Below are 19,741 nucleotides of genomic sequence, written 5' to 3'. Positions count from 1 at the left end.
GGTGCGGGCGACGGCGGACCGCGGCTACGCGCGGACCACGGCCGCGGCGTTGAAGCCCCCGCGGCCGCGCGCCAGCACCAGCGCCGTCCGCAGTTCGACGCCTCGGCGCGGTGTGCCCGTCACCAGGTCCAGGGGGCAGTCCTCGGCGGGGCGCCGCGTACCGGTCGTGGGCGGGATCACCTGGTCGCGCAGCGAGAGCAGAGCGGCGGCCAGGTCCAGGGAGGCACCGCCGGCGGCGAGCCGGCCCGTCATGCTCTTCGGGGCGGTCACCGGGACGCCGTACGCCCCGAACAGGTCGCCGAGCGCCTGGGCCTCGGTGCGGTCGGCCGCCCGCTCGCCGGCCCCGTCGGCGAAGACCACGTCGACCTGGTCGGCGCGTACACCGGCGTCGGCCAGGGCCAGTTCGGCCGCGGCACCCAGCCGGGAACCGCCGCCCGTCTGCGGGGCCGGGTCGAAGGTGGACGCGTATCCCGCGACCGTGCCGTACGTCCGGGCGCCGCGGGCGCGGGCCGAGTCGGCGGCCTCCAGGATCAGCAGGGCGCCGCCCTCACCGGGGACGTAGCCGCTCGCGTCCGCCGAGAAGGGGAGGAAGGCGCGGGCGGGGTCGTCGCTGACGCTGATACGGCCCTCGGCCAGGTGTGCGGCCCAGCCCCACGGGCACAGCGCGGAGTCGACCGCGCCCGTGACGACGACCGAGGCGCCCTTGCGCAGCTGGCGCCGGGCCTGCCCCACGGCGTCGAGACCGCCCGCCTGCTCGGACACCAGCACTCCGCTGGCGCCGCGCAGCCCGTGGCGGATGGAGATCTGACCGGTGTTCACCGCGTAGAACCAGGCGAAGGACTGGTACGCGCTGACATGCTGGCTGCCCTTGCTCCACAGGGCCTGCAACTCGCGCTGGCCGAACTCGAAGCCGCCCGCGGAGGACGCGGTGACCGCGCCCGCCGCGTAGTCGGGCAGCTCGGCCGGGTCGATGCCGGCGTCCCGCAGTGCCTCCTCGGCGGCCACCAGCGACAGCCGGGTCACCTGGTCGGTCTGCGACAGCAGCCGGCTCGGCACATGGTCCTCGGCGACGAAGCCGGGTACCTCGCCCGCGAACCGGGCCGGATACCGGGAGGCGTCGAAGCGGGTCAGCGGACGGATGCCGCTCTCGCCGCGCAGCACCGCCGCCCACCAGGCCTCGGCGCCCAGCCCGTTGGGGGCGGCGACACCGATGCCGGTGACCACGGCGTGGGTGCTGCGGACCGCCGGGGAAGCGCCCGGGGGCGCCGGGGCCGGGGCGGTGGGGCGTTCGAGGAGGGACGTGCCGGTCATGCGCTCACTCCCAGGTGCGGACGGGTCAGGACCATGGCGCTCTGGAAACCGCCGAACCCGCTGCCCACGGTGAGGACCGTGTCGGTCACCTGCTCGCGGGCCACCAGCGGTGTGTAGTCCAGATCGCAGGCGGGGTCGGGTTCGTGCAGATTCGCCGTCGGCGGGACGACGTCGTGCTCGATGGCCAGCGCGCTGGCGGCCACTTCGAGGGAGCCGATCGCGCCGAGCGAGTGCCCGATCATCGACTTGATGGAGCTGACGGGCACTTCGTGCGCCCGCTCGCCCAGACTGCGCTTGAACGCGGTCGTCTCGTGCCGGTCGTTCTGCTTGGTGCCCGAGCCGTGGGCGTTGATGTAGTCGACGGCGTCGGGGCCGAGCCGGGCCTCGTCGAGGGCGGCGGTGATGGCCTCGGCCATCTCCCTGCCGTCCGTGCGCAGGCCGGTCATGTGGTAGGCGTTGCTGCGGCTGGCGAAGCCGGCGATCTCGGCGTACACATGCGCGCCGCGGCGGCGGGCGTGCTCCAGCTCCTCGACGACCAGGACGGCCGAACCCTCGCCGAGCACGAACCCGTTCCGGGTCCGGTCGAAGGGCCGTGAGGCGCTCTCCGGCTCGTCGTTGCGGGGGGTGGTGGCCTTGATCGCGTCGAAGCAGGCCAGCGTGATGGGGGAGATCGGTGCCTCGGTGGCGCCGGTGACCATGACGTCGGCGCTGCCCTCACGGATCAGCTCGACGGCGTGCCCGACGGAGTCCAGGCCCGAGGTGCAGCCCGTGGACACGAGCGAGACCGGCCCCTGGGCGCCGACGGTGTGGGCGACCTCGGCCGCCAGCGAGCTGGGCACGAAGTAGTCGAACAGATGGGACACGGCCCGGGTGTGGTCGACCAGCCAGTGGGCGCCGTTGTCGCTGACCTCCGCGTACTCCGCGTCCAGGCCGGAGGTGCAGCCGACGGCGCTGCCGAGCGTGACCCCGGTGCGCAGCGGGTCGAGCTGCCCGCCCAGCCCGCTGTCGGCCAGTGCCTCGCGGGCGCTGACCACCGCGAACTGCGCGGCGCGGTCGAGCCGTTCGGCCTCCGCCCCGGTGAACCCGTGCGCGGCGGCGTCGAAGTCCACCTCCGCGGCGATGCGCGAACGGAACCGGGCCGGGTCGAGCAGGGTGATGCCACGGGTGGCCGTGCGACCCGCGGTGAGCTGCGACCAGAACTCCTTGGCACCCACTCCACCCGGGGCGACCACTCCGATTCCGGTGATCACGACCCTTCTCATCGGCTGTCCCTCACAGTTGTCCTCCAGGTGTCACGACGGCGGCGCGAATCGTCGCCCAGCCGACAAACACGAGCCCCACGTCGACGGTCCGAGCGTCGCCGACGTACCTGGAGAACGGCTTGAACACGACGCAGGACCGAGAGCGCCTACGTCGTCTCCGGCAGCCGGGCGACCAGCGCGTCGAAGCGGCGCACCAACGCCTCCTGGCGGCGGCACAGTTCGTCGATGTGCCGCTGAAGGCGGGCGATCTCGCTGCCGAGTTCGAGGGTGTCGGTCAGCGTCGTCGGCCCGGCGGGCAGGCCGGGGCCCGTGGGGACGGAGAGGTCGGGGGCGTGGTTGAGGATCGCCTCCAGGCGCCCGCGCAGGACCGGGCCCGGCTCGATACCGAGGGCCTCCACGAGCCGGCGGCGGGCGCGTTCGTAGACGCCCAGGGCCTCGGCCTGGCGGCCACTGCGGTAGAGGGCGACCATCAGCAGGTCGTAGAACCGCTCGCGCAGCGGATGGTCCGCCGTCAGCTTCTCCAGTTCGCCGGTGATCTCGCCGTGCTGGGCGCAGCGCAGACACGCGTCATAGAGGGTCTCCACCGCCGTCAGCCGGTTCTCCTCGAGACGGTTCGCCTCGCTGGTGCAGATCGGTCCGTCACGGCTGTCCTGGAGGGCCGGGCCGCGCCACAACGCCAGGGCCCGGCGCAGCAGTTGGGTCGCGTAGCCGGGGTCCGTGGCGACCGCGGCCCGGCCCTTGGCGGACAGCCGGGCAAAGCGCTGGACGTCGGTGGTGGCGCGGCCCAGGCTCAGCAGATAGCCGGTCGGCAGGGTGGTGATCCACTCGTGGCCGGCGACGGTTACGGCGTTCTCCGGCAGCAGCCGGCGCAGCCGGGCCACATGTGCCTGCAACGCGTTCGCCGCGTTCGACGGGGGACTGTCGCCCCACAGCTCCTCGGTGAGCTGGTCCACGGACAGCGGCCGGCCGGCGTGCAGCACGAGAGCGGACAGCAGCACGCGCTGCTTCGGCCCCGGCGGCACGATGTCGGTCCCCGCCCCGCCGTCCCGGATCTCCACCGGCCCCAGCAGCCGGAACTCGGTCTCCTCACGGACGGGCGAAAGCGCGGCCCCCCGCCCGGCGACAGCCGCGACGCCCCCACCCGACACGCTCATCGCGGCACCGCTCGGTCCGGCGAGAGCCCGGGCCACCGCCAGCGGTGCCCGTCGTCGGGCTGCCGGGGATTCGGGCGGTGTGTGGTTCGGGGTGCCCGAGAGCGGTGCTCGTCGTCGGGCTGCTGGGGATTCGGGCGGTGTGTGGTTCGGGGTGTCCGTACGCGCTGGCGGGAGCGGCACCCGCCGTTCGGCTGCCGGAGACCCGGGAAGCGCGCGGGCAGGGGCGTCCGTACGGCGGGGTGGTGTGGCGGTGCGGGTGTGCCGTGGGCGTCTCCGTGGCCGAACACGGCGACGTGGTCGCTCAGTTCTGTGTCGCCGGGGAGCTCGGGCACGGGCCGGCACTGTTCCATGGTGACTCCGTCGCTGGTCGGGTGTGCGGCGGCCAGGGGTGGCGTGGTGCGGCCGTCGTGATCCGGTCGGGGTTCGGCCATCGCGACGGCCGCGGGGTGGCGCGGTCGTCTTCCGGACGATAGCCACCCGAAGCGGGCGGCGGCCGTCCGTGCGAGCCCGGCTCCAGCATTCGTACAAGCGCTCTTGAGCGGGCTGATCCCAGGTGGAAAGGCCGCGTGTGGAAGGTCGCTTGAACGCGGCTGGAGATACCGACGGGCGCCACGAGAACCGGGCTAGCGTGCTGCACGGCCGACGGCTTTGAGCCAACGAGTGGAATCAAACACTCAACCGGTACGGGGAGGAAACTGTGGAGATACAGGTTCTGGGTCCGTTGAGCGCTCACGTCAACGGAGTCTCGATCGTTCCGACTGCGGGCAAGCCGAGGCAGATCCTCGCTCTGCTCGCCTTCTACCCGGGCAGGGTCATGCCTGTGCCCACCCTCATGGAGGAGATCTGGGGAACCAACATGCCCCAGAGCGCGATGACCACCATGCAGACGTACATCCTGCAACTGCGCCGCCGCCTCGGCACCGCCATGGGGCCCGACGCCCCCGGCACCGCCAAGGAGGTGCTGGCCACCCGGCACGGCGGCTACCTGCTCCAGGTCCCGCCCGAATGCGTCGACGTACAGCGCTACGAGCGGTTGGTGACGGCCGGTCAGTCCGCCTTCGATGAGGGCGAGGACGCCAACGCGGCGAGCCTCTTCGGGGACGCGCTGTCCATGTGGCAGGGGCCCGCGCTCGTCGACGTACGCGTCGGACCGATCCTGGAGATCGAGGTCATGCGGCTGGAGGAGAGCCGTCTGGTCACCGTCGAGCGCCGCATCGACTCCGACCTACGGCTCGGCCGGCACACCGAACTCATCGCCGAGCTCACCGATCTGATCGCCCGTCACCCGCAGCACGAGGGCCTGCACTCACAGGCCATGGTGGCGCTCTACCGCTCCGGCCGGCAGGCCACGGCGCTGGACGTCTACCGTCGGCTGCGCAAGCGGCTGATCGAGGATCTGGGCGTGGAGCCCTCGCCGCAGCTTCAGCGGCTGCACCAGGCGATGCTCACCGTGGACCCGGCGCTGGACGTGGTGTGCGGGCCGCGGCCCACCTCCACCTTCAATCTGTACGCGGTCTGAGCCCGAGCGTGCCTCAAGGACCCGGCGCGACCCTCGTGGGGCGCGGGGATCCGACGAGGCGCGACGAGAAAAGGGACGGCCGATGTCCGACGAACAGCCGGTGCTGCTCCACTGCTTCGCGCACGCCGGAGCCGGCGTCTCGTCGTTCCACGGCTGGACCGCAGAGCTCGGCACCGGCGTCTCGCCCGTGCCGCACCTGCTCCCCGGCCGTGACAGCCGGCGCCGCGAACCCCGGGTGACGGGACGCGAGGCGCTGCTGGCCGACCTGATGGACGGCTTCCGGACCGCGCCGCACACGCCGTACGTGCTGTACGGGCACAGCCTCGGCGCGCTGGTCGCCTACACGCTCACCCGGGCACTGCACGAGGCCGGGCTGCCCGGCCCGGCGCTGCTCGCCGTGGGGGCCTGCCCGCCGCCCGACACCGCCTCCCGACTGGCGGACGCCTGCCGGGATTCCGACGAGCAGCTGCTGCGGCTGCTCGACACCACGGGTGCCGTGCCCGAGGACGCCGCCCCCGGCGGCTTCTGGTACCGGTCCGTGATGCCGGTGCTGCGCGCCGATCTCGCCCTCGCCGACGGTCTGCGCCGCGCCGCCCGCACCCCGGTCGCGGACGGCCCGCTGACGGTGCCGGTGCTGGCCGTCGCCGGCGCGGACGACGCGCTGGTACGGCCCGCCGAACTGGCGGACTGGCGACGCTGGACCACGGGCCCGCTGACCACCCGCACACTCCCCGGCGACCACTTCTTCGTCCGCGGCCCCGAACTGCCCCGCCTGCTCGGCCGGGCCTGCCGGGTCGTACGACGGCTCGCTGTGGCTTCCCGGGTGCCGGTCGGCGCGCACGGCTGAGCGGCCGGGGCAAATTCGGCTGCGGTCCGGCAGCGCCCCGAAGGGGCGCGGGGAACTGCGCGACCAGCCACAACGGGCCCGCACCCGATCGACGGCCCGTCCCACCACAGGAGGACGAGCATGAAGGTGCCCGAGATGGGTCGGGTCAACGAACTGCGTACCGACGTCTGTGTGGTCGGCGCAGGCCCCGCCGGGCTCGCGCTCACCCTGATGCTGCTGCGCTCCGGCGTCAGCGTCGCCCTGCTGGAGCGCTCCACCGGGCTGCGCCGCGACTTCCACGGCGAGATCCTCCAGCCCGGCGGGCAGCGCATCCTCGGCGAACTGGGCGTCCTCGACGGCGCCCGGGCCCGCGGAGCCTGCACGCTGAAGGGCTTCCAGGTCCTCCAGGACGAACGGCTGCTGCTCGACATCGACTACCGGCGCCTGACACCGCCGTACGACTGTCTGCTCGCCCTGCCCCAGCGCCATCTGCTGCACGAGCTCCTCGCCGCCTGCCGTGCCCTGCCCGGATTCACCCTGCTGGAGGGCTACCGGCTCAGTGCGCTGCTGCGCGACGGCGACCGGGTCACCGGGGCCGTGGCGCAGCACGGGAACGGGCACACGGCGATGGTGCGGGCGCACGTCGTGGCCGGCGCCGACGGCCGGTACTCCCGGACCCGGATGCTGGCCGGCATCGACGCCGGACGGACCGAGGCGTTCGACCAGGACGTGGTGTGGTTCGCGCTGCCCGCGCCGGGCGGGGCCACCGGGCACGTACGGGTCCACCGCACCGAGCGCGGCGCCCTCCTCGTCCACGACACCCACCCCGACCGGCTGCGCATCGGCTGGACCCTGCCGCACGGGACCTGGAACCGGGTCGCGGCCCAGGGGATCGACGCGATCCGCCGCGAACTGACCGACGCGCTGCCGCAGTTCACGGAACTGTTCCGCGAGCATCCGCCCGCTCTCGCGGACCTGAAGCTGCTCGACGTGTTCGCCGCCCAGGCCGAGGAGTGGGTGCGCGACGGGCTGATGCTCGTCGGTGACAGCGCCCACACGCACGGGCCGATCGGCGCCCAGGGCATCAACCTCGCCCTCCAGGACGCGGCCGCCGCCCACCCCGTCCTGCTCGACGCCGTCCGCGCGGGCGACGCGAGCCGCACCCGGCTGCTCCCCTACGAGCTGCGCCGCAGGCCCGCGGCCGCCGCCGTGCACCGGATGCAGCGGCTTCAGGCCAAGGCGCTGCTCGGCCGCGGCGGACCCGTCACCACCCGGCTGCGCGCCCGCGCCGCCTCGGTGGTCACCCGCACCCCGCTCGGCGAGCGCATCACCCGCAGGATCGCGTACGGCGCCGACCCGGTCAGCGTGCGCAGCGACCTGTTCGTGCCCAGCAGCACAAGTGAGGGGACACGGTCCGGCGTTCGAGGGTGAGCAGGGGTGCAGTGCAGTACAGATCGAGCACCCTTCGAACATTCCTCAAGCGGTCCGGCGGAACGTGAACCCGTCGAGCGGTGTGCGCGCCGCCTACCGAGACCCGGAGGAGAACCGTGCCGAAGTTCACGTATCCCGAGTTCCCGGTGGACGGTCTGCTGCGCGCGGCCGCCGAGCGCGACCCGGACGGCACCGCCGTCCGCACCGCCCGCGCGGCCCTCTCCTTCCGTGAACTCGACGCCCGGGCCGACCGGATCGCCGTGCTCGTGCAGCAACTGACCGCCGGCCGGCCGGGCGTGCGGATCGGCGTGGCCAACGTCCTCGACCCGGTCTTCGCCGCCGGCTACTACGGCGCGATACGCGGCGGGGCCACGGTCGTGCTGGTCAACCCGCTGATCGGCGAGGACGGACTGCGGCACGTCTTCGCCGCGTCCGGGGCCGAGATCGCTCTGGTGCCCGCCGCGACGGCCGGACTGCTGGCCAAGATGCGGGGTGCGCTGCCCGCGCTGCACACCATCGTGGTGACCGACGCGCCCGACGCCGTGGTGCCCCCCGGCTGCGTGCCCCTGCACACCGCCCTGGAAGGGATGCCGGACACCCCCGAACCGGTCCACGCCGAGCGGGACGCCGTCGCCTGCGTGCAGTTCACCACCGGGACCACCGGCCGCCCCAAGGGCGTACTGCTCACCCACCGCAACGTGGTCGCCAACGCCCGGCAGACCGCCCTCGCCCACCGCCTGGGCCGCGACTCGGTGACCGTCAACCACCTGCCGCTGTACCACGTCATGCACCTCAACTCGGCGCTCGACGCGGGCGCCTGCCAGGTGCTGTGCCAGGACCCCGACCCGCTTCTCTCGCTGGCCGTGGCCGCCGGCACCGGCGCCACCCACTACTACGGGCTGCCCGCACGACTGCACCGCCTCGCCGCTGACGGACGCCTCGCCGCGACCGAGCGCGCCGCGCGGGGCGGACCCGCGCTCACGGCCGTGCTCTCCGGCGGCTCCGGACTGCGCCGGGAAGCCGCCCGCACCCTGCGCGACCTGCTCGGCGTCCCCGTCGTCCAGGGCTACGGCATGGCCGAACTCTCCCCGCTCACCCACTGCCAGCAGCCCGACGGCTACCGGCCCGGCGCGGTCGGCGCCCCGGTGCCCGGAACCGAGTGCCGGCTCGTCGACCTCACCACCCGCCGCCCGGTCGACGTCTGGTCCAGCGGCGAGGTGCAGGTCAAGGGCCCCCAGCTGATGGCCGGCTACCTCGGCGAGCAGACCTGTGAGCGCATCGACGCGGACGGCTGGTTCTCCACCGGGGACGTCGGATACGTCGACGACGACGGGGCCCTGTGGCTGGTCGACCGGATCGACGACATCTTCAAGTACGACAACGAGATCGTCTCGCCCAGCCGTGTCGAAGGGATCCTCGCCACCGACCCGAGGGTCGCCGACTGCGTGGTCGCCGGCTGGCCCGACGAAGAACACGGCGGCCTGGTCTGGGCGGGCGTCGTCCTGCGCGCGGACCACGACACCTCCGGTCGCCCCCACCGGATCCTCGACGTCCTCGACTCGGTCACGGCACGGGCCAACGAACAGCTCGCCCACTTCGAGCGGATCCGCCTCACCGAAGCCCTGGACGCCGTGGATCGCACCCCCACCGGCAAGCCGGCCCGGCGCCTGATCCGGCAGCGGCTCATACAGAGAGCCGCGTCCTGACCCCGGCGCCCGCACCCGCACACCCGCACATCCGAATCCCCCAGGTTCTCAGGAGAAGACCATGGTGACCTTCGTCAACAAGCTGACCGTCCACGGCGACCTCGACACCTTCCTCGCCGTCAAGGGCAGGCTCACCTCCTACATGGCCGCCCAGCCCGGCTACGTCAGCCACCAGACCCTCCGTCACGCGGGCGCGCCCAACGTCTTCCTCGAGCTGGCCGTGTGGCAGGACGCCGTCGCCCACCAGCAGGCCGTACGCAGCGAGGAGTTCCAGTCGCTGGTCAAGGGCCTGGGCCCGCTGGCCACGCCCGACCCGGGGCTGTACGAGACGGTCGAGGAGAGCGCGTGATGCACGACCTCGACCGGCCGCGGGCCGTCGTCGTCGGCGCGGGTCCCGTCGGTCTGACCGCCGCCCACGAACTCGCCCGCAGGGGAGTGCGGGTGCGGCTGGTCGACGCCGCCCCCGGGCCCGCGCGCACCAGCCGGGCCGTGGCCGTGCACCCCCGCACCCTGGAGACGTTCGCGCAGCTGGGCGTCGTCGACGCGCTGCTCGAACGGGGCCGGCGCAACCGCGCCTTCACCATGTACTCCGGCGGACACCGGCTGGTGCGTCTGGAGGCCGACTACTCGACGATGCCGACCTCGTACCCCTACACGCTCATCGTCTCGCAGACCGACACCGAGGCCGTGCTGCGCGAGGCCGTGGCCCGGCTCGGCGTCGAGATCGAGTGGGGTGTACGGCTGACCGGGTTCGAGCAGGACACGGACGGTGTGCGCATCCGCCTGCGCGACGCCGACGGCGCCGAGGAGAGCGCCCGGACCTCATGGCTGGTCGGCTGCGACGGCGGGCACAGCACCGTGCGCAAGCTGCTCGGTCTGGAACTGACCGGCGAGACCAGCGAGACCTGGATGCTCGCCGACGCGCCCGTCGACACCGACCTGCCGCCCGACACCATCTACTGGACCCACACCGGCGGACACGCCCTGATGATGGTGCCCTACGCCCGCGACGGGCACTGGCGGCTCCTCGACACCGCGCCCGCACCCGACGGCGGCGCCGCCCGGCTGGGGGCCCGGCTGTCCAAGGGGCTCGGCCGTGAGGTCAGGGTCGGCGAGCCCGAGTGGACGTCCGTGTTCACCTTCCAGCAGCGGATGGTGCAACGCATGCACGACGGCCGTGTCTTCGTGGCCGGCGACGCCGCGCACGTGCACAGCCCCGCCTCCGGACAGGGCATGAACACCGGCGTCCAGGAGGCGTACAACCTCGCCTGGAAAATCGCCCAGGTCGACCAGGGCAACGCGGGACCCGCCCTGCTCGACACCTACAGCGAGGAACGCGTACCGATCGGCGAGGCACTCCTCGGCTCCACCCGCACCGCCACCTTCCTCGTCCAGCTGAAGAACCTCCTCGCCTCGGCCGCGCTGCCCGTCGTCTTCGCCGTCGTGCGCACCGTCCCGGCCCTGCGCCGCGCCATCCAGCGCAAGGTCCTCGGCGGCATGTCCGGCCTGCGCATCGAGTACGGCGAATCCTCTCTGAACAGTGTCGAGTCCTACGTGCATGTCGTCGGTGTCGGCCCCGTGGTGCTGTCCGGGACCGTACCGACCCCCACCCCCTGGCCCGGCCGGCGGATCACCGAGGCCCAGGTGCACGATCCCGAGTCCCCCGGCTGCCGTGCCCTGCACGACGAACTGCGCGACCCGCGCTGGACGTTGCTGCTCGCCGAGGGCGGCACCGGCCCCGGGGACACGCCCGTCGGCGTCGCCGTCACCGCCGCCGTCCAGTACGGCGAGTGGCTTTCCGTGCGGACCGTCGGCGGCAAGGACGCCGACGGACCCGCCCCGCTCGCCGACCCCGACGCCCGGCTGCGCACCGCGCTCGGCCTCGCCCCGGGCTGCTGGGTGCTGGTCCGCCCGGACGGCTATGTCGCCGCGCGCGGCAGCCAGTTGACGCGCTCCGTCCTGGACGGGGCGTTCGCCCCGCTGGGACTTTCGGACCCGCTCGCCCGGGAGGCCCGGCGCGAACCGGCGCCCGACCTGCCCACCCCTGTCCCTCGCCCGAAGGAGCACTGATCATGACCGGTGAGCGTGTGCACCGTACCTCGCACTCGGCCGAGGTGGACGCCCCGGCCGGGGTCGTGTACGGGCTGATCACGGACGTGGTGCGGTGGCCGTTGTTCTTCCCGGAGAACGTGCATGTGGAGCGGCTGGAGTTCGACGGCACGAACGAGCGGCTGCGGATGTGGGCGACGGCGGGCCGCCGGGTCAGGTCGTGGATCTCGGAGCGGATCCAGGACCCCAGGACGCGGTGCGTCGAGTTCCACCAGACGCATCCGCAGCTGCCGGTGACGAAGATGCACGGCACGTGGATCGTCGAGGAGCGGCCCGACGGGACCAGTGTGCTGACACTGCTGCACGACTTTTCGGTGCTCGGGGACAGCGCGGGTGAACTGTCCTGGGTGGAGCAGGTCCTGGAGCTCAACTCCCGGGCCGAGCTGGCGAGTCTGAAGTCGCTCGCGGAGCGCTGGCGACGGTTCGACGAGCTGGTGCTGTCCTTCGAGGACACGGTCCGTATCGATGCGCCCGCCGAGCCGGTGTACGAGTTCCTCTACCGGGTCGGTGACTGGCCCGAGCTCATTCCGCATGTGGAGCGGCTGGAGCTGACGGAGGACATTCCCGGGGTGCAGATCATGTCGATGGACACGCTCACCGCGGACGGGGCGACGCACACCACCGAGTCCGTGCGGATCTGTTTTCCGCACGCGGGGCGGATCGTCTACAAGCAGACCGTCACGCCCGCGCTGATGGAGGCGCACACCGGGGAGTGGAACGTCGTCTCCGACGAGCACGGGGTGAGCGCGGTCGCGCAGCACAGTGTGGTGCTGCGGGAGGAGGCGGTGGAGCGGGTGCTGGGGCCGGGGGCGGACCTCGGCCGGGCCCGGCGCCATGTGCGGGAGGCTCTCGGGCGCAATTCCACGGCCACCCTTGAGCTGGCCCGGCGGTATGCGGAGTCCGTGACCCGGGCGGCCTGAGCCGACGACAGGACGGAGGCAGAGATGAGCACGGACAGCAGGACCAGGATCGCGGGCTACCTCTCCCGGTTCTTCCCGGTGCAGGATCTGGGGGACGACGACATCTTCGAACTCGGCTTCGTCAGCTCGGTGTTCGCGATGCAGCTGGTGTCCTTCGTCGAGCACGAGTTCGGCATCACCGTCGAAGAGGACGACCTGGAGCTGGAGTACTTCCGGTCCATCGGCGCCCTCGACGCCCTCGTCACCCGTAAGTTGTCCGCCCCGGTTCCCCACTAGGGCCGTGGCCGGCCGAGCTGAGGCTGCCGCACATCCCGGACGGGATCGCGGCAGCCCTTTTTCATGTCCTTTTCTCGGGAGACGGTCGTGGAACTCCTGTGTTCCGCTTGAGGGTTGCTCGGGTGGCGATCGAGAAAGAAACCGTCCATGCGGTCTGTTCTGCGGTTTCCCGCCACCGGCTCCCGGCCCGACCCCGGATTTGTGGACGGAATGTCGAGCGCTGCTCCAGCGCGCTGCGAGGAGCGGCCGTCAGTGTCGGGCGTAGATGTGCGACAGGTACGTAGAGGTACGAAGGAGCTGACCAACGCCGCCATGACCACCACAGCCGAGACCGTACGTACGGCGGGCGCCGGGCGCGGCCGCTGGGAGGCACTCGCACTTGCGCGCGCCGCGCGGCTCGAGGCCCTGCTCGGCGATCCGTACGACCCCGCCAACCCGCACGGGCTGCGCGCCCTGTTCGCCGCCGACCACCGGCGCACCCCGCCCGCCGCGACCGAGGCACTGCTCGACGGGGCCGGCCTGGCCGCGGAGTTCGTACCCGTCGAGTACGGCGGGCGCCTCACCCGCGCCGATCTGCTCGCGCGCACCCTGCGCCCCGTCTTCCGGCGCGACGTCGCGCTCGGCTTCGGGTACGGCATCACCTCGCTGTTCGCCACCGGCGCCGTCTGGGCGGCCGGCACCCCCGACCAGCGCCGCGACCTCGCCGAACTGCTGCTCGGCGGCGGACGCGCCACGATCCTGCACCACGAACTCGCCCACGCCAACGCCATCCTGAGGGACGAGTTCACCGCCCGTCCGGCCGGGCGGAGCGGGCTGGGGCTCTACGGCCGCAAGGACCTGATCATCAACGCGGCGCGCGCCGACGCACAGATCGTCTACGCCCGTACCGACGCCGCGCGCGGACCGCGCAGCCACTCCGTGTTCCTCCTCGACCCCGCGCGGGCCGAGCCCGGCGCCATGCGGCACCTCCCGCGGATCGAGACCTCGGGGATGCGCGGAACGCTCTTCTCCGGCCTGGAGTTCGACGGCCGCACGCTGCCCGAGGACGCCCTCGTCGGCCGCAGCGGCGAAGGCGTCGCGCTCGCCCTGCGCACCTTCCAGGTCAACCGCAGTGTCATCTGCGGGGTCGTCACCGCGGCCGCCGACACCGTCCTGCACTCCGCGGTCCGGGCCGCGACCACCGGGCGCAGCGGGCCCGTCGCCCGCCGCTGGCACAAGCCGCTCACCGGGGTCTTCGCCGATCTGCTGGCCTGCGACGCCATGGCCACCGTCGCCCTGCGCGCGCTGGGCCTGCTGCCCGACCGGGCCCATGTGCTCGCCGCCGCCGTCAAGTACGTCGTGCCCGACCTGCTGCGGGAGAACCTGGAGGAGCTCTCCACCGTGCTGGGCTCCCGCGGCTACCGGCACGGCAGCCCCGAGTACGGCGCGCTCGACAAGCTCGTACGGGACCTTCCGGTCGCCGGGCTCGGCCACGCCGGCACCGCCGCCTGCCAGGCCGTGATCGTGCCGCAGCTGCGCACCCTCGCCGAGAGTGCCTGGTTCGCCGAGGACGAGCCGCCGCCCGAGCTGTTCCGCAAGGGTGCCGAACTGCCGCCGCTGGACTACCGGTTGCTGGGCATCGCCGGCGGCGGCGACTTCATGGCCGCCTCCCTCGTCGGCTCGGCCGACCGGCTCGCCCCGTCCCGCGGAGTCGGCGGCCAGATCACCGCACTCGCCGAACTCGCCGAGGCGTTCGTCGCCGAGCTGCGCGCGCTGCGCGAGACCTGCCGTCGGCTGCCGCCGAACGGGTCCTCCGCACTGGGCGATCCCGCGGTGTGCGTGCTCAGTGACCGCTACAGCCTGATCGCCGCCGCGGCCGCGGTACTCGGCGTCTGGGAGGGCCAGGACGGCACGGACCCGTTCCTCGCCGACGCCGCGTGGGCCGTGCTCGCGCTGTCCCGGATCGGCGAGCGGCTCGGCATCCCGGTGCCCGAACTGCCCGACGGCTGCGCGGCGTACGTACTGGACGAACTGGTCCGGCGCTACCGGGCCGGACTCAGCTGCGATCTGGACGCGACACCGCTCGCACAGTGACCGTGCGGCGTCCGGCCGACGGCTCGGCGGGCGGCGCGAGAACGCGACACAGGGAAACACAGGGAAGAGGGAAGGGGGACAGGCATGACCGGAGTGACAGTGGCGGACCCGGCCCCGTGGGCCGAACCGGTCGCGGTGCCCGCGTCGGCCTTCGACGCCGCCCGCATCAGCGAACCGGTGCACGTCAGCGGACCCGACGGCCCGTGGCACCAGGTGCGCGAGGACATGCGGCTGCGGGGCAACGCCGTCGTGTACACCACCTGGGGGCAGTGGCTCGCCACCGCCGTCACCGACCCCGCGTTGCGGTCGCTGCTCGGGCGGGACTGGACGCGGTACCGGCGCACCGCCGACCCGGTCGTGCGCTTCCGGTTCGTGGCGTCGCGGCTGGCCACCAAGTTCACCGCCGCGGCCGCGCTGGACACCCGGGCGGCCGACCTCGACCTCGCGTACAAGATCGGCGGGCGGCCCTATCTGCGCGGGCTCGACCAGATCGACGTGAGCCTCACGCACACCGACGACCTCATCGCGGTCGGGGTCAGCCGCAACGGGCGGATCGGCGTCGACGCGGAGCCCGCCGGGCGGACGATGTCGTTCGACCTGATGCAGGAGCATGTGTGCACGCCCGCCGAGCGCGTGGGGCTGGAGCGGCTGCCCGAGGCCGAGCGGTCGGCCGGGCTGCTGCGGCTGTGGACGCTGAAGGAGGCGTACACCAAGGCCCTCGGGCAGGGACTGCGGCTCGGCTTCTCCGAGTTCGGCTTCGGTATCGGAAGCGGCGGGCTGCTTGCGCCGGACGGTACGCCCGCCGCGCGCGGCGAGTGGGCCTTCAGTACGCACAAGGCCCTCGGCCGCTACCTCATCAGCGTCGCCTGCCACGACACGGGCCTCGACACCTCCCGGGACACGGCGCCCCGCACGATGCTCGACGAGGGTTTCATGAGCGCGGTGGCGGACCTGCTCGGCGCCTCGGCGGACGACGGGGTGTGATCGCCGGGGGCACACTCGGGCCGGGGTCGAGGCCGCGTCCAGGACCGGTCGAGGATCCGCATACGGGGCCCCGGGCCCCGAAGGGGCGCGGGGAACTGCGCGACCAGCCACGACGGCGCCGCAGCCGACCGACGGCACATCGCGGCACGTTCCTCGCCGGCACCCCCGGCGGAGCGCCTAGCACGGTGTCAGCGCCGCATCAGGACCGTGTGGGTGGCCCTGCGCATACTCGTTCAGCGCTCGCAGAGAGGGGAGGGAGGGGGTACTTCCGCAGCCGTTCACGGAGGTCGTGCACAGTCGTACGCGTCGAGAGCACGCCGTACGCGCGGCCACCGAACGGGCGTGCCCCGCATATCCGATGACCGCCGATCATGCCTCACCCCAGCCGCCCGAGCAGACGACGACCGTCTTCGTCGACCTGGGCCGGCCCCCCTACGACGCGCCCGCCCTGGAGCTGCGCGGCCCCCTCGACCCGGCCCGGCTCAAGGCTGCCCTCGACCATCTCGCCGTCCACGACCCGGACGCCCGGGCCTGGCGGCACCGCGTCGACGAACTCGGCCCCGGCCACCACGCCCTCCGCCTCGCCACCGACGACACGGGTATCCCGGCCGACGTCTTCCCCTACGGCCGGCTCGCCGACCTGCTCACCCACCCGCTGCCCGGCGCCCAGCCCGCCCGCAGCCTCGCGGCGACCCCGCTCCAGCGTGAACTGCTCGCCGACTCCGACGCCCACCCCGGCCGCCACGTCCAGCAGCTCACCGTGGTCTGGCACGGCCCCCTCGACCCCGAACGCCTGCGCGCCGCCTGGCAGTCCGTCACCGACAGCGAGAGCGTGCTGCGCGCCGCCTTCGACGACGGGCCCGAACCTCTGATCGTCCTGCACGAGCACATCGACGCCACCGTGCTGTGGCTGCCGTACGCCGCCGTCCGCTGGCCCGACCTCGTCGCACACGACCGCGCGCGCGGCATCGACCCGCGCCTGCCCGGTCCGCTGCGCGTCACCGTGTTCGGCGGCGGCGCGGAACGCGAGCAGCCCGTGCCCACGCGGATGCTGCTCACCTACCACCACGCGCTGCTCGACGACTGGAGCGCACGTCTGCTGCTGCGCGAGTTCTACCGCGCCTATCTGGCCGGCGGCCGGCTGCCCGGCGGCGAACGCCGCCCCGACATCCGCGACTACGCCCGCTGGCTCAGCCGCCAGAACACCGCCCCCGCCCGCGACCTCTGGTCCCGCTCCCTACCCTCCCCCACCGACACCACCTGGCCCGTCCCACCCACCACCGAAGCGTCCCGCCCGACTACGGGGGACGGCCCGGCGTCTGGCGTGGACCGCCCCGCGACTGGCGCGGACTGTCCCGCTTCTGGCGTGGATCGCCCGGCTACCGGCGTGGGTGGTCCGGCGTCCGGCGTGGATCGCCCGGCTACCAGCGTGGGTGGTCCGGCGTCCGGCGTGGACCGCCCCACTACCGGCGTGGACCGTCCCGCTTCTGGCGCGGATCGCCCGGCGTCTGGCGTGGGTGGTCCGGTGTCCGGCGTGGATCGCCCCACGACTGGCGTGGATCGCCCCGCGACTGGCGCGGACCGCCCCGTCTCCGGCGCGGATAGCTCGCCCTCCGGCGCGGATAGCTCGGCGTCCGGCGTGGATCGCCCCGCCTCCGTGCCACCGTCCGGTGCCGTCGCGCGTACCCGGCTGCGTCTCACCGTTGCGCAGACTGAGCGGCTCGGTGCCTGGGCTGCGCACTGGGGCAGTACGGAGAGCAGTGTGCTTCAGGCGGTCTGGGCCGTGCTGTTGTATCGGGCCTGTGGGGCCGGGGCCGCGGCTCGGGTCCGGTTCGGGGTCAGTGCCTCCGGGCGTGGTATCTCGTTCGAGGGGGCGGAACGCATGCCGGCCGCGTTGCGTACCGCGCTGCCGCTGTCCGTCGAGGTCGATCCCCGCTCCACCATGGCGTCCCTGCTCGCCGAACTCCGCGACCGGGCCCTGGACATGTCGTCCTACGAATGGATCTCCCCGGGCCAGGTCCGCACCTGGGCCACCCCGGAGACGGAGACGGGGACGGAGCCGGTCCTCGACTCCGAGGAGGACGGCACGCTCCTTGTCTTTGAGAGCCGGCCGCGCGACCCCGACGACCTCGTGGACGCGCTCGCCGCCCAGGGCATCCGCGTCGAGGAGCCCGACACCCTGGGCGCCCGCACCGCCTTCCCGCTCACGCTCGTCGCCCACCACGACGGCGACGGCCGGCTCGCGCTGACCGCCTGGTACGACCGGGCCCGTCTCGTCGACGCCGTCGGCGTGCTGACCCACAGCGCCCTGCTGCTGGGCGAACTGCCGTACGTGGCGGGCGACTCCACGACCGTGGCCGACATCCTGGATCTGCTGTCCGCCGTCGTCGACGCCGCCGAGTCCGTCTCGCCGTCCCGCGACCGGGACACCGCCCCGGCCCGCGAACCCGTGGGCAGCCCGCCGGACGCGGAGTCGGAGCCCCTGCTCGTCCCGCTGCGCGCCGCCGCGGCCGCCGGCGCCGGCACCGTCTGCCTCCTACAGACCCACGGCACCCCGCGCTCCCACTACTACCGCCTCGCCCGGGCCTACCGGGGCCCCGAGTCGATCGTCCTGCTGCGTTCCGTGCCCGGCGGGGCGCACGCCCGCTACACGGCGCTGCGGCCCCTGGCCGACGCGGAGGAACTCCTCGTCCTGGGCGGGTTCTCCGGCGGCGGAAGCGTCGCCTACGAGATCGCCCGGCGCATCGCGGCGAACGGCGGACGCCCTCCGCTCGTGGTGCTCACCTCCGCCGCGGCCGACGCCGACGGCCACGCCCGCATGCTCGAAACCGCCGCCGAACGGGCCGGACACCCCGGACGCACCGGGTGACCGGCCGGACGACGGCGGCGTGATCGACGGCCCGCCGCGGGCCGCCCGACAAGTTACGGAGAGACATGTCCCGTCGTCTGTTCACCTCGGAGTCAGTGACCGAGGGCCATCCCGACAAGATCGCCGACCAGATCAGCGACGCCGTCCTGGACGCGCTGCTGCGCGAGGACCCGAACTCCCGGGTCGCCGTCGAGACGCTGATCACCACCGGCCAGGTCCACATCGCCGGCGAGGTCACCACCACGGCGTACGCACCGATAGCCCAGATCGTCCGCGACACGGTCCTGTCCATCGGCTACGACTCCTCCGCCAAGGGCTTCGACGGCGCGTCCTGCGGAGTGTCGGTGTCCATCGGCGCCCAGTCGCCGGACATCGCGCAGGGCGTCGACACGGCGTACGAGTCGCGGATCGACGGCGCCGACGACGAACTGGACCGCCAGGGCGCCGGCGACCAGGGCCTGATGTTCGGCTACGCCACCGACGAGACGCCGTCCCTGATGCCCCTGCCCATCGACCTCGCCCACCGGCTGTCCCGCCGCCTGACCGAGGTCCGCAAGAACGGCACCGTCCCCTACCTGCGCCCGGACGGCAAGACCCAGGTCACCATCGAGTACCAGGGCAACCGCCCGGTCCGCCTCGACACGGTCGTCGTCTCCTCCCAGCACGCGAGCGGCATCGACCTGGACTCCCTCCTCGCTCCCGACATCCGCCGCCATGTCGTCGGACACGTGCTGGCCGGACTGGACGACGAGGGCATCAAGCTGGACACCGCGGACTTCCGCCTGCTGGTCAACCCGACCGGCCGTTTCGAGATCGGCGGCCCGATGGGCGACGCCGGCCTCACCGGCCGCAAGATCATCATCGACACGTACGGCGGCATGGCCCGCCACGGCGGCGGCGCCTTCTCCGGCAAGGACCCGTCCAAGGTGGACCGTTCGGCCGCGTACGCGATGCGCTGGGTCGCCAAGAACGTCGTCGCCGCCGGGCTCGCCGAGCGCTGCGAGGTCCAGGTCGCCTACGCCATCGGCAAGGCCGAACCGGTCAGCGTGTTCGTGGAGACCTTCGGCACCGGCCGGGTCCCGCAGAACCGCATCGAGGACGCCGTCGCCCAGGTCTTCGACCTGCGCCCGGCCGCCATCATCCGCGACCTCGACCTGCTCCGCCCGATCTACGCCCAGACCGCGGCGTACGGCCACTTCGGCCGCGAGCTGCCCGACTTCACCTGGGAGCGGACCGACCGCGCCCAGCGGCTCAAGGACGCCGCCGGCCACTGAACGGCCCGCGCCTTTCGAGGAGAACCC

Annotated in this window: 15 protein-coding genes; 12 read left to right on the top strand and 3 right to left on the bottom strand. The window is 73.3% G+C overall.

Features of this window, described 5'->3' with window-relative positions; genetic code table 11:
- Nucleotides 1-24: 24 nt before the first annotated feature.
- The 3 genes from KCH87_RS29345 to KCH87_RS29335 form a co-directional block, all read right to left on the bottom strand.
- Nucleotides 25-1,311, bottom strand: coding sequence for a ketosynthase chain-length factor (locus KCH87_RS29345; RefSeq protein ID WP_210589297.1), 1,287 nt, complete (start codon nt 1,309-1,311; stop codon nt 25-27).
- On the bottom strand, nt 1,308-2,573 hold the full coding sequence (locus KCH87_RS29340) for a beta-ketoacyl synthase (RefSeq protein WP_210589296.1): 1,266 nt from the start codon (nt 2,571-2,573) through the stop codon (nt 1,308-1,310). The genes KCH87_RS29345 and KCH87_RS29340 overlap by 4 nt, the downstream gene beginning before the upstream one ends.
- Nucleotides 2,574-2,719: 146 nt before the next feature.
- Entirely contained in the window at nt 2,720-3,727 is a 1,008-nt protein-coding gene (locus KCH87_RS29335; RefSeq protein ID WP_210589295.1) for an AfsR/SARP family transcriptional regulator, read from the bottom strand.
- A gap of 697 nt (nt 3,728-4,424) precedes the next feature.
- On the opposite strand from KCH87_RS29335, the gene KCH87_RS29330 reads away from it, so the two are divergent.
- The 12 genes from KCH87_RS29330 (at nt 4,425) to metK (ending at nt 19,714) form a co-directional block, all read left to right on the top strand.
- Nucleotides 4,425-5,246, top strand: coding sequence for an AfsR/SARP family transcriptional regulator (locus tag KCH87_RS29330; protein WP_210589294.1), 822 nt, complete (start codon nt 4,425-4,427; stop codon nt 5,244-5,246).
- A gap of 82 nt (nt 5,247-5,328) precedes the next feature.
- The gene (locus tag KCH87_RS29325; protein ID WP_210589293.1) at nt 5,329-6,093 is read left to right on the top strand and encodes a thioesterase II family protein; all 765 of its coding nucleotides are present in this window, start codon (nt 5,329-5,331) and stop codon (nt 6,091-6,093) included.
- 120 nt (nt 6,094-6,213) lie between these two features.
- Nucleotides 6,214-7,503, top strand: a complete 1,290-nt coding sequence (locus tag KCH87_RS29320) for an FAD-dependent monooxygenase (protein WP_247196995.1) — start codon at nt 6,214-6,216, stop codon at nt 7,501-7,503.
- A 116-nt stretch (nt 7,504-7,619) separates the two neighbouring features.
- Nucleotides 7,620-9,209 carry a class I adenylate-forming enzyme family protein gene (locus tag KCH87_RS29315; RefSeq protein ID WP_210589292.1) on the top strand — a complete coding sequence of 530 codons (1,590 nt, stop codon included), beginning with the start codon at nt 7,620-7,622 and terminating at the stop codon, nt 9,207-9,209.
- Between the two features lie 61 nt (nt 9,210-9,270).
- The gene (locus KCH87_RS29310) at nt 9,271-9,558 is read left to right on the top strand and encodes an antibiotic biosynthesis monooxygenase (protein ID WP_210589291.1); all 288 of its coding nucleotides are present in this window, start codon (nt 9,271-9,273) and stop codon (nt 9,556-9,558) included.
- Nucleotides 9,558-11,279, top strand: coding sequence for an FAD-dependent oxidoreductase (locus KCH87_RS29305; protein WP_210589290.1), 1,722 nt, complete (start codon nt 9,558-9,560; stop codon nt 11,277-11,279). The genes KCH87_RS29310 and KCH87_RS29305 overlap by 1 nt, the downstream gene beginning before the upstream one ends.
- A gap of 2 nt (nt 11,280-11,281) precedes the next feature.
- The gene (locus KCH87_RS29300) at nt 11,282-12,238 is read left to right on the top strand and encodes an aromatase/cyclase (protein ID WP_210589289.1); all 957 of its coding nucleotides are present in this window, start codon (nt 11,282-11,284) and stop codon (nt 12,236-12,238) included.
- 24 nt (nt 12,239-12,262) lie between these two features.
- Entirely contained in the window at nt 12,263-12,514 is a 252-nt protein-coding gene (locus KCH87_RS29295) for an acyl carrier protein (RefSeq protein WP_210589288.1), read from the top strand.
- A gap of 312 nt (nt 12,515-12,826) precedes the next feature.
- Entirely contained in the window at nt 12,827-14,587 is a 1,761-nt protein-coding gene (locus KCH87_RS29290; RefSeq protein ID WP_210589287.1) for an acyl-CoA dehydrogenase, read from the top strand.
- A gap of 84 nt (nt 14,588-14,671) precedes the next feature.
- Nucleotides 14,672-15,571 carry a 4'-phosphopantetheinyl transferase superfamily protein gene (locus KCH87_RS29285; RefSeq protein WP_210589286.1) on the top strand — a complete coding sequence of 300 codons (900 nt, stop codon included), beginning with the start codon at nt 14,672-14,674 and terminating at the stop codon, nt 15,569-15,571.
- Nucleotides 15,572-15,860: 289 nt separating this feature from the next.
- The gene (locus KCH87_RS29280; protein ID WP_210589285.1) at nt 15,861-18,440 is read left to right on the top strand and encodes a condensation domain-containing protein; all 2,580 of its coding nucleotides are present in this window, start codon (nt 15,861-15,863) and stop codon (nt 18,438-18,440) included.
- Between the two features lie 65 nt (nt 18,441-18,505).
- Complete coding sequence (metK, locus tag KCH87_RS29275) at nt 18,506-19,714, top strand: methionine adenosyltransferase (protein WP_210589284.1); 1,209 nt, start codon at nt 18,506-18,508, stop codon at nt 19,712-19,714.
- The last annotated feature ends 27 nt before the right edge of the window (nt 19,715-19,741 follow it).

It is taken from the genome of Streptomyces sp. GESEQ-35, assembly GCF_017948485.1.
GTDB lineage: Bacteria > Actinomycetota > Actinomycetes > Streptomycetales > Streptomycetaceae > Streptomyces.
This window is presented reverse-complemented; position numbering and strand designations above follow the sequence as displayed.